Genomic DNA, 13631 nt, shown 5'->3' on the forward strand with positions numbered 1-13631 from the left:
ATGAAACGAGCACGTCCTTTTGTATTCTCCGGCCTTGTGCTCATGATGGCCGTCAGTGGATTCGGTCAGGATGCACCTTTGAGAATTGGAATTGCAGGACTTTCCCACACCCATGTCCACCAAATTTTCAATAGTGCGAAAGCAGGTGAAATCGAAATCGCAGGCATAGCCGAAGCGAATGCAGACTTAGCCAGAAGGTACACCGAACAATACGAATTCCCCGAGGAGAAGGTTTACACCACCCTGGATGAGCTCATCTCAAGTCAGAACCCGGAGGCCATTGCGGCATTTGGGACAATATATGATCACCTGAGCATCGTGGAGGCCTGTGCCCCCCTGGGGATACATGTGATGGTTGAAAAACCACTGGCGGTTTCCATGGAACACGCCCGGAAAATTGCAACCCTGGCGCGCCGGCATCGGATACAGGTCCTGACCAATTATGAGACCACGTGGTATCCTACAACTCACAAGGCTTTTGAAATGGTACGGGAATCCGTTGTCGGACCCGTCCGCAAAGTGGTCATCCGGGACGGGCACAGGGGCCCGGCAAAAATTGGTGTGGATCCCGAATTCCTGGAATGGCTCATCGACCCGGTGCAAAACGGCGGGGGTGCGCTAATGGATTTCGGGTGTTATGGGGCTAACCTGATGACGCGATTGATGGACGGAGAAAGACCTGTGGCGGTTACGGCAATCACCCAGCAATTACAACCTGAAAACAACCCTGAGGTTGAGGATGAGGCCCTGATACTCCTGGAATACGAATCCGCCAATGCCGTCATACACGCCTCCTGGAATTGGCCCATCGGTCGAAAAGATATGGAGATTTACGGCCTGCAGGGCGCTGTTTATGCCGATAATCGTACCCAATTGCGTCTCCGGATAGCCAAAGGTTATGATGGTTTTGAGGAAAAAGAATTTGAATTGGAAGATCGGGAAACCCCTTTTAACGACCCTTTTTTGTATTTTAAAGCGGTGTTACGCAAAGCCCATTCCCCTGGGCCGTACGACCTGTCTTCCCTCGATAACAATATGATTGTTATGGAGATCCTGGAGGCGGCAAAACAAAGTGCCAAAACGGGGAAACGGATTGTGCTTCAATAGCCTTTAACCCTTGTCATTTTAACAAACGCCCTCATGAAAATGCGAAGAAAATACTTTTATATCCTCTGCTGCCTCCTCTTCAGCTCGGCTAACCTGCCCGCACAAAATGAAACAGCTTCCTACGAAGAAGCCCTGAAGCTAATTGAAGTCTGGCTGGATGCCCAAAAGGACTTTGAAGACATTCCCGGAATCTCCGCGAGTATCGTAGAAGATCAGAAACTCCTGTGGAGTGGCGCAGTCGGATCTGCAAATCCCGAATCAAATGCACCCTTTACAGAGGCTACCCTATGCAGTATATGTTCCATCTCCAAACTCTTTACCTCCGTCGCCATTATGAAGCTTTACGATGATGGCAAATTGCGCCTTGACGATCGCCTGGCGGATTTGCTGCCCGCATATGATCTGAAACAGCAATTCCCCGATAGCGGCCCCATTACGGTCCGCACCCTGCTTACCCATTCCTCCGGACTTCCGCGTGAAGCGGGATATCCGTATTGGACCGGGCCCGACTTTCCGTTCCCGTCTACGGAAGAAATCGACGCCAGGCTATCAGAACAGGAATCGCTCTATCCGGCATCAACCTATTTCCAATACAGCAATCTGGCGCTCACCCTCCTGGGTGAAATAGTCACAGAGATATCGGGTATTCCCTATGAAACCTTTGTCCAACAAAACATACTTACTCCCCTAAATCTTTCGGACACCCGGCCCGAAATGCCGGAGTCGCTTTACGGATCGGAACTCGCAATAGGCTATAGCGCTTTAAACCGGGGGGGGGAGCGTGAAAAAGTGGCCTTTTTTCAAGCCAATGGGATCACCCCGGCAGCTGGATTTACCTCAAATGTCACCGATCTCGGGCGATTCGCCTCCTGGCAATTCCGGCTCAGAGAAAGTAAGACTGCGGAAATCCTGAAGCCTGCTACCCTGAAGTATATGCAGTCCGTCCACTGGACCAATCCAAATTGGAAAACAACCTGGGGGTTGGGTTTCCGGGTATATAAGGGTCCCAATGGGACGACCTGGGCGGGCCACGGAGGAAGCTGTCCGGGCTATCGGTCCTCCTTTGAGATGGATCTTAAAAACAAGAGGGGGTACTCTGTGATGATCAATTCCAGCGGTACGAACCCTATGAAATACGTCATGGGAATGCATGCCATCCTTACTAAAATGACCAAAAAAGGATCGGAAACAGAAACGGCCCCGGATGCGTCAAAGAAAGACCTCTCGGAATATCTCGGGTATTACAATCCCATGCCATGGTCCAGTGAGGAATATATCGGCAGCTGGGATGGCGATTTGGTCATCCTCAACCTCCCGTCAGACAAACCTGCGGATGCCATGACCAAATTCAGGTATATTGAAGGAGATACCTTCCGCCGTGTTCGTGGAGATGGAACCCTTGGAGAAACACTCGTATTTGAGCGGGATGAAACCGGAAAAATTACCCGATACAGCCAACACGGCAATTATACGTTGCGAATAAACCGGTAATTTGACCTCATCTGCCTTACCTTCCCCCGGAAAGTAGCGATAGACTCCAGCATAGACCCATAAATTATTGTGCCTTAACCCCTAAGAAGTAACCTGTGAAGAAAATAACCGCCAAACTACTTTTCGCACTTTCCATCTTTGTGCTATTCCTGATCTGTGCATCCTGTAAGCAGGAGACTGAAGCCCTCCCAAAGGACATTCCCACACTTCGGGTTGCCCAGGGTTATGAAGTAGAAACTTTCGAGGCGGATACCAGGGCCGCCCAAATAGCCTCTATCAAATCAAAGCTTCACACGCTTTTTGAAACCTATGCCGAGGAGAAGAATATCCCTGGTATCGCTTACGGGATTGTTGTGGATGATCAGCTCGTGGTGGATTCCGCCCTTGGTTATAGCAACCTGGAGCAGAAAATCCCTGCCAGCACCTCCTCCCAATTCCGGATCGCCTCGATGACCAAGAGTTTTACGGCTATGGCGATTATGACTTTGGTAGAAGCGGGAAAAATCTCCCTTGAAGACCCGGCTTACCTTTATGTACCCCAGATGGCGTCCATGGAGTATCCGACGTCAGATGCCACACATATCACTATTGAAAACCTGCTAACCATGACCGCTGGGTTCCCCGAAGACAATCCCTGGGGGGATCGGCAGTTAGATGAAACTTCTGAGATGCTCAGGGACCTGATCAAAGGGAATCCAAGTTTTTCCAATCCGCCATCCATCGATTTCGAATATAGCAATACGGGCTATGCCATCCTGGGTATGATCATATCCGAAGTTTCGGGAATGCCCTACCAACAGTATATAAAAACCCGGATTTTGGAACCCCTGGAAATGAGGGAAACCTATTGGGAATATCAGGAAGTCCCGGGGGATCTGCTGGTGATCGGATACAACCCGGACAGCCTGACTGTGGCCCCAATGCTGCACGATGGAAGTTATGGGGCCATGGGAGGTTTGATCACCTCTATTAAAGACTTCAGTAAATATGTGAGTTACCACCTTTCGGCCTGGCCACCAAGAAATTCTGAAGAAACAGGTCCGGTCAGGCGCAGTTCCCTGAGAAAAATGCAACAGCCCCAATATTCCCGTCTCAATGCGACGTCAAGGGATTGGAATGACAGTCTGTGCCCTGCGATAAGCGGTTACGGTTACGGACTCGGCAGTATGGAAAACTGTAAGGGAACCCGGAGGATTTCCCATGGGGGTGCCTTACCCGGATTTGGGAGTAATTATGTTTTCTATCCGGACCTGGGGATTGGGGTGATGGCCTTCTGCAATGTTACCTACACCACCCCCTGGCCCTATGTCGAAATTCTTAAATTGCTCTTTGAGGAACTCGATCTGGAACCCAGACAACGCAATGCACCGCAAATCCTGAAGATGCGGCAGGAACAACTCGTCGAGTGGTTTAAAACCCCGGATAAGGCCCTGGGCTCCCGGATCTTTGCCGAAAACTTCTATCTGGATATGAGCCGGGAAAACCGGCTTGCGGAATTCGGCTCTTTACTGGAAAAAGCCGGAGCCATACAGGGATGGGGGGAAATGAGGCCTGTAAACCAACTAAGGGGATCTTTCCAGCTCTATGGCGCCAGGGACACGCTGAATGCCTTTTTTACCCTCAGTCCGGAACCAGACCCAAAAATTCAGGCAGTTTATCTTTGGAAATAGCTTAGGAATTCCCGGAATTTCAAAACGTTCAACGAATATCGCAACCTTTTAACGCAGCGCTCACTAACTGGCATATACCTTGCGGATGAAGCTTTAAGAACCGTTATCGGTACTTAAAGTCATACATATGCGTCAGCCAAAAGCTTCCGGAGTCCCTGTTCTCGTTTTAATAACGCTGTTACTCCTGCTGGGGTCCACCGCCGTTCACGCCCAAAAGAAGGGGTATTCCGATGGGTACCTCATTACACTCAAAGGAGATACCCTCAGAGGCTATATCAAAGACCGGAGTCCGGAGCCCTTTGAAGGGTTGTACACCAAAGTCCGGTTTAAAAAGAAAGGGCGCAAGAAAAGGTACAGGCCGGATCAAATCCGGGGATACGGCTATGACCAGTTCCATTTTGAATCTGTGGCGCTGCTGGAAGATGCCGCATTTTTCCGGTTTAATTACAAAACAGATCCGAAGCAAGAGCCCGTGTTTTTAAAGGTTGTGAGGCGAAATCCGGATCTGATCTTATACGAATGGGAATACACGGATGAGGATAACTTCCATATCGATAGCTTCCCCCTGTTTTACAGGCCTGGAAAGGATCAGTGGGCAAGGGCCACCCAGGGTATTTTTGGTTTGAAGCGCAAAAAACTCATTCCCTTTTTTCTCGACTGCCCCGAACTGGCACTGGGCATTCAGAACAAAACCATTAAAACCGTTCATGCCATACTGGAGGTTTGGGAAATTCATTGCGGGAATTCAGGCAGTGGTAAAACCCGAATACCTTAACCCTGAGGCTACCTTAATTGTATTTTTCAAACCAGTCAAAGCGATCCCGGATAATTTCATTTTTCTGAGCCTCAATATAATCCAAAAATGCCTGGGCAGTCGGTGACAGTTTCTTGGACTTTTGCCAAATCAGATTCCAGTGTGTGATGATGGGCAGGCCTCGCATCGGGATGATTTCCAGATCCTTATTCCCCAATTCGTTTTTTAATCCGATCAGCGGCATTATTGAATATCCCAGGCCAGCCACCAGTGCCTGTTTTAAAGCTTCATTGCTGGTAAGTTCCAGTTTTTTTGAATTTTGGATGTCCTTAGAAGCCAGAAAAGTCTCCATGGCGTTTCGGGTTGCCGAACCCTGCTCCCGGAGAATTAACGGCTCCTCGCGCAGGATGCGGGCTGCAGAGTAGCTTTTTGGCCGGCTCCGTGAGGTCCCCCCCACCAGGAATAGTTTGTTTTGCATCAATTCCACACGGTTAATTTTCAAGTGATCCGGTAAAACAGATACCATTGCAAAGTCGATGGCATTTTGCTCCAGACTCCGAATTACCTTAGCCTTGTTGGTTACATCCATCACCAGGTCAACCCCGGGATTTGCATCCATAAAATCGGTCAGGAAATACGGCATGACATATTTGGCCGTTGAAACCGTGGATATCGTCAACCGACCCGCAATATTACCTTCAAAGGCATGTGTTTTGTAGTTGATCGCCTGGACCTGGTGGATAATCTGCTCTGCGGCAGCTGCAATCTCTTTTCCGAAATCTGTCACATAAAGCTTCCTCCCGACAACCTCTGTCAGTGGAATGGAAAACTGATCCTGAAAGTTTTTTAACTGAATAGAGACCGCTGGCTGGGTTAAATGTAATTCTTCAGCCGCCTTTGTAATACTTTGATTTTGAGCTATTTTATAGAATATATTTAGCTGGTTAAGGGTGTAATTCATAAATAATATTAATGTTTTTCATCATAAATATAAATAAAAATGTATGAAAAACATATTGCAACTTTGTGCCGTTAAACAGACGTAAATGGCATATTCATACAACTATAAACACGCCAGCGATTTCAAAACGGAACATCGCAATACAGAAGATGAGATGGCATCCACGACCAGCCCGGTCCTTAGCCGCACCAAACTGGAAATAATTGCAGGATCAGTCCTTATGGGGGTCCTGCTTCTGGGATCCTGGAGTCTCGACAATCTTTTTATGACCGAACTCCTGGCAGTTACATTCGTATGGGGGATCATCAGCCTGATCCGGCTTAAATCACAACCTGACAATACTAGCTATGAAAAACGATAAATACACCGCAATGCAAGAGACGATCACCGACCAAAAAGTGCAATTAGTCAAAGGGAGCTTTACCCCTATGGAAGCAACAGACGTTGTACTGTCTCTTCTGGATGAGAAGATCAACTTCCACAAATTGCAGCGTCTGCGCTGGTGCGAAGGCCATTTTGGAGCAGACACCTCCTATGCGGACCAACGCATTGCAGAGCTCGAAGCAGAAAAAATCATGGCGCGTAAATTCATACGCCAGGCCAGGGAGATGGGTAAATGCCTCTCCATTAAAGGCACCCTGGAAATTACCATAGATAAAGAGTAAGCCCACCTTTACTTAAACCCTTACGCGAAGACTTTCCGTATGGATTTACATCTGCTCGTCGACAACCTGACGAACCCTGCCCTGCTGTTCTTTTTTCTGGGAATCATTGCGGTCCAGCTCAAAAGCGATCTGGAAATCCCGCCAAATTCCTCTAAGTTCATCTCCTTATACCTCTTGTTCTCAATCGGTTTTAAGGGGGGGCAGGAATTAGCGCACAGCCCTTATGACCCCGAAATAATCTGGTCCTTACTTTTCGGAATCTTTTTGGCCGTTTTTGTACCTATCTATACCTATTTCATACTGCGACGGCGTTTTAATGTAGCCAATTCAGGAGCTATAGCCGCTGCCTATGGTTCGGTCAGTGCGGTCACTTTTGTCACGGCCATATCTTTTCTGGAAATTGAACAGATCAGTTACGGGGGACATATGGTAGCTGTTATGGCCCTTATGGAAGCGCCTTCTATTGTAGTAGGTGTCTTGCTCGTCGCCATTTTCGACAAAAAGAACGGTTTTGCGCTGCCGCTTCCCAAAGTTTTCCGGCATTCCGTAACCAATGGGAGCGTTCTGCTCATCCTTGGGAGCCTGGTGATTGGCTTCCTTGCTAGTGACCACCAGGCAGAGGGGATTAAGCCTTTTACGACCGATATTTTCAAAGGTTTCCTGGCTGTTTTTCTGCTCGACATGGGGATCACCAGTGGTGCGAAGCTCTCCGCCCTGGTGAAAAAAGGATGGTTCGCCCTTGTGTTTGCCATCCTGATCCCCCTGATCAACGGGTGCATTACCGCTGTGGTCACTGCTTCGTTTATAACAGAACCCGGAAATCGATTCCTGTTTGCGATCCTGGCTGCCAGTGCCTCTTACATCGCCGTCCCAGCCGCCATGCGACTGGCGGTCCCCAAGGCGAACCCGAGCCTCTACCTTCCAATGGCTCTGGCCCTGACATTCCCCTTCAATATCACCCTGGGAATGCCTATTTACCTGTATCTGATTCAGACCTTTAGTTAAGGAATTCTTAATAAAAGAAGGCAAATATGACGAATATCATATTTTAAAAGGTTAAATGGAGGTAAATTGTTAATATAATTAGTATTAACAGCCAAAATTTAACAGCCATGAAAGTTAAAAAGAATCCTAAAGCCGATCTGAATCGTAATAGCGGGCTCTATTTTGTGATGGGCCTGGCTATCGTGCTCTTTGTGACTTGGAGAGCACTTGAGTACAAAACCTTTGACAGTGTTCAGGAAGAAATTGTCATGTTGGTAGACGCGGAATCTCTCGATGAGGATGTCCCTCAAACAGAAATGATTCGTACGACCCCTCCCCCTCCCCCTCCTGCTGCCCCCGAAGTCATCGAGGTCATTGAGGATACTGAAGAAGTGGAGGAAACCATTATAGAAAGTACAGAGATAAGTCAGGATACTGAAATTGCGAGCGTTAATCTGGATGCTTCCGATATTGATGTCGAAGAAGAAGAGGAAGATATCGAGGTACCCTTTGCAGTAATTGAAGAAATCCCTGTATTCCCCGGATGTGAAGGCCTTACAACCGCCGATCAGCGGGAGTGTTTTAACAAAAAAATGCAGGAACACGTCCAGAAGAATTTCATGTATCCCGAAACAGCTGAGGAACTTGGAATTGAAGGCAGGGTATTTGTACAATTTGTCATCGACCGCGATGGCAAGATTACCAAAATTAGAAGCCGCGGTCCAGACCCTTCCCTGGAAAAAGAAGCACAGCGTATTATAGCCGCTTTGCCACAAATGATTCCAGGAAGACAACGAAACAGAAATGTGAGCGTACCCTATAGCATCCCAATTAATTTTAAATTGATGTAACTTGTCGGTAAAACCCGATACCACGTGTGGACTGTAATAGGAATCGCACTTTATATACTTATCGCAATAGCGATAGTTATTAGCCTCCTACTGAATGGAATCCGACCCTCGAAGACATTGGCTTGGCTGTTAGCCATCTTCACCATCCCAGTAGGAGGCATTCTGTTGTATTTAATGCTGGGCCGCAACAAGCGAAAACAGCAGCGATACTCCAGAAAACCCAGGGCACCTGAAATTACTCCTGCCGTCCCTGCCCAGGACACAGCCCCCCTGTCCAAACGCGAGGGCCAAATTTCGAAACTTATAGCTGGCAATACGGGCTTCCCCCTTACTACCGATAATGAGGTAGAACTCCTGAAAGACGGCGAAAAAACCTTCAAACGGATTTTCGAAGCCCTCAGGGAAGCGCGGGAAACCATACACGTTCAATACTACATCTTTGAGGAAGGGGAACTTGCCGATCGCCTTCTGGACCTCTTTGTTCAGAAAGAAGCCGAAGGGGTTGAAGTCCGACTCATCTACGACAGCATTGGCAGTCTGTCACTCAGCCGTGGATACCTCCAAAAATTAAGGGAGGCCGGTATTGAGGTTTACAACTTTTTACCGTACCGCTTCGGGCGCTTCCTCACTTCCCTTAATTATCGAAACCATAGGAAAATTATTGTTGTAGACGGGGAAACGGCGTTTACGGGGGGCATAAATATTTCGGACAAATACCTCAAAGGAGACGAAAACCTGGGGATTTGGCACGATATGCACCTGATGATCCGCGGAAGTGCTGCACATCACCTCAACACAGTATTTATCAATGACTGGGAACTGGTAAGCGGAAACCAGCTTGAAATAAAGCCCCCTGAAATGTCCCAATTCCCTGGGAACGTCCGGATGCAAATTCTGGCCAGCGGGCCCAACGATGACTTTTCCCTAATGGAAAAACTGTATTTTACCCTAATAAACAGTGCGCGAAAATACGTCTATATCACCAATCCGTATATCATCCCCAACCACGCCCTGATGACCGCCCTTCACACGGCCGCCCTCAGCGGTGTGGACGTAAGGTTGCTTTTATCCTCAAAATCAGATAGTATCGTGGTGAATCTTTGTGTTCGCTCTTATTTTCAACGGTTCCTGCGGTCCGGTATTCGTATTTTTCTATATCCTGAAGGTTTTCTTCACAGTAAAATAATCACCGTGGATGACCGGGTGTGCACGATAGGCACTGCGAATGTGGATGACCGAAGTTTTCAGCACAACTACGAGGTCAATGCCGTGGTCTTCGAAAAAACGACGGCGGTAGAACTCCGGGAATACTTCGAAAGGGATAGTGAAAAAAGCATCGAACTGAACTTTGAAGATTTTAGCACCAGACCCCTGACACATCGATTGGCGGAAGGTGCAGCAAGGGTTATAAGCCCCCTGCTTTAAGGATTGCTAAAAGGATTCATGCCCGATGATGAGCTGCTGATCTTCCAGTCTCTGAATCAGCCAGTCCGCATAGTTGTCAATAACGCCCGCTGAATTGCGTCGTTTGGGAAGTCTGACATCTGAGCGCCATATCAATTCCCGTTCCTTTCCGGTGCATATGCAGTAAAGCGAGGTTTCTGCAGTGTAGTGTTTTTGATTCGCGTCCTTGTCCTCATCGTAATAGATTCCCTGATGAATCAGGTAATCTTCACTGAAGCGTTCATAAGATCTGCCCATTTCGGCCAGTTGTGAACTCAGCTGTGAGCGCGTATCCGAATCGATGCGCTTGGAAAACAAAATCGCATCGAAATCCTTATCGAGCAGTTGCTGCTCCACCTTATCCAATTCCGCTTCAGTACGTTCAGATGCCGTAAAGGCCACATCGAAAAGATCCACACTTCGCATAGCCTCAACACCCCGCTCTGCAAAGGCATCTTTTAAGTGGCTTTCCAGACGCAGCCGTGTCCCGTAATCCGAGACCATCCCAACCACAAGGACTTTATTTGCGTGGAAGAGGACTGTTTCGGGATTTTTATATTGCGATTCTTCTCTCAGAGATCCGCAGGAAAACAACAGCAGGACCCCTATATAAGCGTATATCAGACCAGAATGCTTTTTTATGGCAATGTTCATGAGGTTGTTTTTACGCGCCTGCCAAACGCCATTATAAAATACTCTCCAGAAATTCATAAAGCCCAGATTTCCACAGGTTGCATTTTTTTTCGAAAACTTCGAGTTCCCCTTTACTGCCCGAATCCAGCCGGCGCAGTTCCTCCTCGAGTTCTCCCGCCTGATCAGCGTATTCCATGAGGCGTTCATACAGGTTGGGCCTCTGTTTCTGATATACAGGGGCCTTTACAAGGAAATAGAGGAACTGCAGATCCCGCTCCATGGCAAGGAGTCGGTCCCGGTTGCCCTCGGATTCCAGAGGTGATGCGCCTTTTGTATTCATGTTAAAAGCGTATTTATGTGTTTAAGTTACGATTTTTCAACTGCTCTGGATATGACTATCATCAGCAAAAAAATCAGTCGAGTTCAACAGTTTCCATGATCCCGGGAATGCGCACCTTCCACCCTTTGTCATCCGCTAATTTTACACGCAACGCATCCTGAGCCGTAGGCTCTCCATGCACCAGAAAAATATGTTCAGGTGCCTGGGTGATATCCGAAACCCAATCCAGTAATTCTCCCTGGTCTGCATGGGCAGATAAACTGTCCAATTGGATCACATTGGCTGCCACAGGTATATATTTCCCGAAAATTTTGAGTTCGTGCGCCCCTTCGAGTAAGTTTCTGCCCCTGGTTCCTTCTGCCTGATATCCCACAAGTAGAATTCGTGTTGTTGCCCGATCCAGTAATTGGCTCAGATAGGTCAGAACCCTCCCTCCGGAGAGCATCCCACTTCCCGCTACCACAACCTTGGGCCTAGGATCATCAATTGCCTTCCAGGTATCCCTGTATTCTGTAATCACTTCTATTTGTCGCCGCATCTGCCTGTAGTCTTCCATGGGTAACTTATGCCAGTGCGGAAATCGTGCAAAAAGATCGAGAACATTCTCTCCCATAGGGCTATCGACGTAAATGGGGAGCGGAGGAATCCTGTTGGTGCGAACCAGTTTCCAGAGGAGGTACATCACAGTTTGCAGGCGCTCTACCGCAAAACTCGGGATGATGCAAACCCCTCTTTCATGGATTGTGGCGTTGATGTGTTCCTCCAGACTTGAGGAGATGTCTATATCCGGATGGTTCTTGTTGCCATAGGTACTTTCCAATAGAAGGATATCTGCCTGGCCTGGTTTTTCCGGGGGGGCGAGAAGGGGATCGCGGGGCCTGCCAATATCTCCGGAACAAACTATACGCTTTCCGGCAAGCTGTATTTCAATAAAACTCGCACCAAGGATGTGACCATTGAAGCGAAAGCGAAATTTCAGATCTTCCCCGGCCGTTTTCCAATGGTCTTTGGGTACGGGAGTAAAGAGCGCCAAAGTGGCTTTAACATCCTCAGGGGTGTACAGGGGCATAGGGACTTCATGACGGCTATAGCCCTCTGCCCTTGCGCGTTCGGCCTCTTCCATATGGATTTTGGCGCTGTCCTCAAGGACAATCCGGGCAATTTCCAGACTTGGTGAAGTGCCGCAAATCGGTCCTTTAAACCCATCCCTTACCAAACGCGGAAGCATCCCTACATGATCCAGGTGTCCGTGGGTTATCAGGACACGATGGATTTCAGAGGGCGGCCTTGGCCAGGGTTCCCAGTTGCGCTTTCTTTTTTCCTTTAGACCCTGAAACATCCCGCAATCCACAAGGATACAGTCCGAAGGCGTCTCAATCAGGAATTTAGACCCCGTAACGCAGCCAGCAGCTCCCCAGAAATGTATTTTCAGATCATTCATAGGCCGGAATTTGTGTTGCACAGTTGTCGGAACTCTGTCAGGATTCGTTTTTGGCGCGATTTTGAGATCCCAATCTGATCCAACAGGTACGGTGCTTTCAGGACTTCCCTGCAAAGTACCAGTCCCCGTTCCAGGAGTAATTGCTTTTCCTTGCCGCTTAAAAGGGGGCTCACTGTAATCGGGTATAAGCCCGAGCGATCAATACGCCGCTTAAGGCTGTTTTTTGTGGGGTAATTCCAACTCAAAAGATAGAGGCCCACACAGGTCCCGTATTTCTGCGCATCCCTGGTAAACCTCGTATTGGTGACCACCCAACCCGGTTTAAGTTTCGAATGACTCCCCTTTTCGGCCCGTTCACGGCGAATAATATCCTCAAACCTTGAGTGAATATACAACGGCACCTTAACGTCGCATTTCTTTCCCCGGTCTGAATGAAATTTACACTCGATAAGACGGGTTCCCTCCCCGTTTGTGGCCACCACGTCAATTTCATGAGACACGCATTTGCCGCGGTAGCCCCGGTTGGTCTCGGTCCTGTAACCCGAGTGGCTGAGCACTGCGCTTATAAAGCGTTCAAAAGGAAATCCTGTCGGGCCGAGTTCGTAAATGGCCTTCTTCAATTTGTAACGGGAAGCACAGGACTCGCGGTAATCCCTCAGCAGGGCAAAGGCCCGTTTGTAGATCTCATGGGTAGGCATGCCCTCATAGGCTTCCCGGGTTACCGTTTCGACAATCGTATCGACCACCTCTGGAGGTGCTCCGCTATGTACGAGCGATTTCCTGAGTTTTCGGGGCGAAAAGCGCACCGCTTCCCCCGATGATTTGACGATTTTTGGGTTCCGGGTCATAGATCAGTGCCCTTATCATTCCATGTTAGGACTCAAAATATCCGAGGATAAGAGCTTTAACCTGATTTGGGGTCATGCTATCTGCTGTCAGGACATCGCGTACCTTCATTCCGATATCCGGATGGGCTTCATCCAGGCGTTTTTTAAAGTCTGCTTTGGTGCCCGCCGGCCCATATAATACAATCGCTTCTGCATCTTTTAATTCACGGGCAAGCGTGTCGTAATACTCCCGGAGCTGGTGATTTTCCCGCTCCGTATACCGGCTGTCGTGTACGACCTGTTGAGGACCCCATCGGGTCTTGGACCGGGACCCCCCCTTGGGGTTAAAGAATTCAAGATCTGAAGCCAGGTTTTTCATCTCAGTCTTGCCCTCGGAAACGGAAACCACGTGGGCCTCCTTTTTATCCATCCATACGCCTATCTGTTTCATCGATATAATTTTT

At 48.4% G+C, this 13631-nt stretch carries 15 protein-coding genes; 9 read left to right on the forward strand and 6 right to left on the reverse strand.

Annotated features, from left to right (window positions below; all coding sequences use genetic code 11):
- From QU605_RS04420 to QU605_RS04435, 4 genes are all read left to right on the forward strand, one after another.
- On the forward strand, nt 1-1107 hold the full coding sequence (locus QU605_RS04420; RefSeq protein WP_289724068.1) for a Gfo/Idh/MocA family protein: 1107 nt from the start codon (nt 1-3) through the stop codon (nt 1105-1107).
- 33 nt (nt 1108-1140) lie between these two features.
- Entirely contained in the window at nt 1141-2598 is a 1458-nt protein-coding gene (locus tag QU605_RS04425; RefSeq protein ID WP_289724069.1) for a serine hydrolase domain-containing protein, read from the forward strand.
- Between the two features lie 95 nt (nt 2599-2693).
- Nucleotides 2694-4268, forward strand: a complete 1575-nt coding sequence (locus QU605_RS04430; RefSeq protein WP_289724070.1) for a serine hydrolase domain-containing protein — start codon at nt 2694-2696, stop codon at nt 4266-4268.
- A 127-nt stretch (nt 4269-4395) separates the two neighbouring features.
- Entirely contained in the window at nt 4396-5043 is a 648-nt protein-coding gene (locus QU605_RS04435) for a hypothetical protein (RefSeq protein WP_289724071.1), read from the forward strand.
- A gap of 13 nt (nt 5044-5056) precedes the next feature.
- On the opposite strand, the gene QU605_RS04440 is transcribed toward QU605_RS04435, so the two are convergent.
- Nucleotides 5057-5983: a LysR family transcriptional regulator gene (locus tag QU605_RS04440; protein ID WP_289724072.1), complete on the reverse strand. Its 927-nt coding sequence runs from the start codon at nt 5981-5983 to the stop codon at nt 5057-5059.
- 85 nt (nt 5984-6068) lie between these two features.
- On the opposite strand from QU605_RS04440, the gene QU605_RS04445 reads away from it, so the two are divergent.
- The 5 genes from QU605_RS04445 (at nt 6069) to cls (ending at nt 9908) form a co-directional block, all read left to right on the forward strand.
- On the forward strand, nt 6069-6344 hold the full coding sequence (locus tag QU605_RS04445) for a hypothetical protein (RefSeq protein WP_289724073.1): 276 nt from the start codon (nt 6069-6071) through the stop codon (nt 6342-6344).
- Entirely contained in the window at nt 6331-6648 is a 318-nt protein-coding gene (locus QU605_RS04450; RefSeq protein WP_289724074.1) for a hypothetical protein, read from the forward strand. Before QU605_RS04445 ends, QU605_RS04450 begins: the two co-directional genes overlap by 14 nt.
- Before the next feature lie 39 nt (nt 6649-6687).
- Nucleotides 6688-7653 carry a sodium-dependent bicarbonate transport family permease gene (locus QU605_RS04455; protein WP_289724075.1) on the forward strand — a complete coding sequence of 322 codons (966 nt, stop codon included), beginning with the start codon at nt 6688-6690 and terminating at the stop codon, nt 7651-7653.
- Between the two features lie 107 nt (nt 7654-7760).
- Nucleotides 7761-8483 carry an energy transducer TonB gene (locus tag QU605_RS04460; RefSeq protein WP_289724076.1) on the forward strand — a complete coding sequence of 241 codons (723 nt, stop codon included), beginning with the start codon at nt 7761-7763 and terminating at the stop codon, nt 8481-8483.
- A 24-nt stretch (nt 8484-8507) separates the two neighbouring features.
- Nucleotides 8508-9908, forward strand: coding sequence for a cardiolipin synthase (gene cls, locus QU605_RS04465; protein WP_289724077.1), 1401 nt, complete (start codon nt 8508-8510; stop codon nt 9906-9908).
- 6 nt (nt 9909-9914) lie between these two features.
- On the opposite strand, the gene QU605_RS04470 is transcribed toward cls, so the two are convergent.
- From QU605_RS04470 to QU605_RS04490, 5 genes are all read right to left on the reverse strand, one after another.
- On the reverse strand, nt 9915-10637 hold the full coding sequence (locus QU605_RS04470) for a hypothetical protein (RefSeq protein WP_289724078.1): 723 nt from the start codon (nt 10635-10637) through the stop codon (nt 9915-9917).
- Nucleotides 10612-10899 (reverse strand): hypothetical protein, encoded by a 288-nt coding sequence (locus tag QU605_RS04475; protein ID WP_289724079.1) that lies wholly within the window; start codon nt 10897-10899, stop codon nt 10612-10614. The genes QU605_RS04470 and QU605_RS04475 overlap by 26 nt, the downstream gene beginning before the upstream one ends.
- Before the next feature lie 73 nt (nt 10900-10972).
- Nucleotides 10973-12340: an MBL fold metallo-hydrolase RNA specificity domain-containing protein gene (locus QU605_RS04480; protein ID WP_289724080.1), complete on the reverse strand. Its 1368-nt coding sequence runs from the start codon at nt 12338-12340 to the stop codon at nt 10973-10975.
- Nucleotides 12337-13188, reverse strand: a complete 852-nt coding sequence (locus QU605_RS04485) for a restriction endonuclease (RefSeq protein WP_289724081.1) — start codon at nt 13186-13188, stop codon at nt 12337-12339. The genes QU605_RS04480 and QU605_RS04485 overlap by 4 nt, the downstream gene beginning before the upstream one ends.
- A 25-nt stretch (nt 13189-13213) precedes the next feature.
- Nucleotides 13214-13618 (reverse strand): hypothetical protein, encoded by a 405-nt coding sequence (locus tag QU605_RS04490; protein WP_289724082.1) that lies wholly within the window; start codon nt 13616-13618, stop codon nt 13214-13216.
- Nucleotides 13619-13631 lie beyond the last annotated feature (13 nt).

The organism is Robiginitalea aurantiaca (assembly GCF_030380815.1).
In the GTDB taxonomy this organism is placed as follows: Bacteria; Bacteroidota; Bacteroidia; order Flavobacteriales; family Flavobacteriaceae; genus Robiginitalea; species Robiginitalea aurantiaca.

Bases quoted from the DNA above. Each gene is read 5' to 3' on its own strand.
- QU605_RS04425 (WP_289724069.1), top strand. From the start codon at position 1,141: ATGAAAATGCGAAGAAAATACTTTTATATCCTCTGCTGCCTCCTCTTC.
- QU605_RS04440 (WP_289724072.1), bottom strand. From the start codon at position 5,983: ATGAATTACACCCTTAACCAGCTAAATATATTCTATAAAATAGCTCAA.
- QU605_RS04460 (WP_289724076.1), top strand. From the start codon at position 7,761: ATGAAAGTTAAAAAGAATCCTAAAGCCGATCTGAATCGTAATAGCGGG.
- QU605_RS04485 (WP_289724081.1), bottom strand. From the start codon at position 13,188: ATGACCCGGAACCCAAAAATCGTCAAATCATCGGGGGAAGCGGTGCGC.
- QU605_RS04435 (WP_289724071.1), top strand. From the start codon at position 4,396: ATGCGTCAGCCAAAAGCTTCCGGAGTCCCTGTTCTCGTTTTAATAACG.
- QU605_RS04420 (WP_289724068.1), top strand. From the start codon at position 1: ATGAAACGAGCACGTCCTTTTGTATTCTCCGGCCTTGTGCTCATGATG.
- QU605_RS04490 (WP_289724082.1), bottom strand. From the start codon at position 13,618: ATGAAACAGATAGGCGTATGGATGGATAAAAAGGAGGCCCACGTGGTT.
- QU605_RS04480 (WP_289724080.1), bottom strand. From the start codon at position 12,340: ATGAATGATCTGAAAATACATTTCTGGGGAGCTGCTGGCTGCGTTACG.
- QU605_RS04450 (WP_289724074.1), top strand. From the start codon at position 6,331: ATGAAAAACGATAAATACACCGCAATGCAAGAGACGATCACCGACCAA.
- QU605_RS04470 (WP_289724078.1), bottom strand. From the start codon at position 10,637: ATGAATTTCTGGAGAGTATTTTATAATGGCGTTTGGCAGGCGCGTAAA.
- QU605_RS04455 (WP_289724075.1), top strand. From the start codon at position 6,688: ATGGATTTACATCTGCTCGTCGACAACCTGACGAACCCTGCCCTGCTG.
- QU605_RS04445 (WP_289724073.1), top strand. From the start codon at position 6,069: ATGGCATATTCATACAACTATAAACACGCCAGCGATTTCAAAACGGAA.
- QU605_RS04475 (WP_289724079.1), bottom strand. From the start codon at position 10,899: ATGAATACAAAAGGCGCATCACCTCTGGAATCCGAGGGCAACCGGGAC.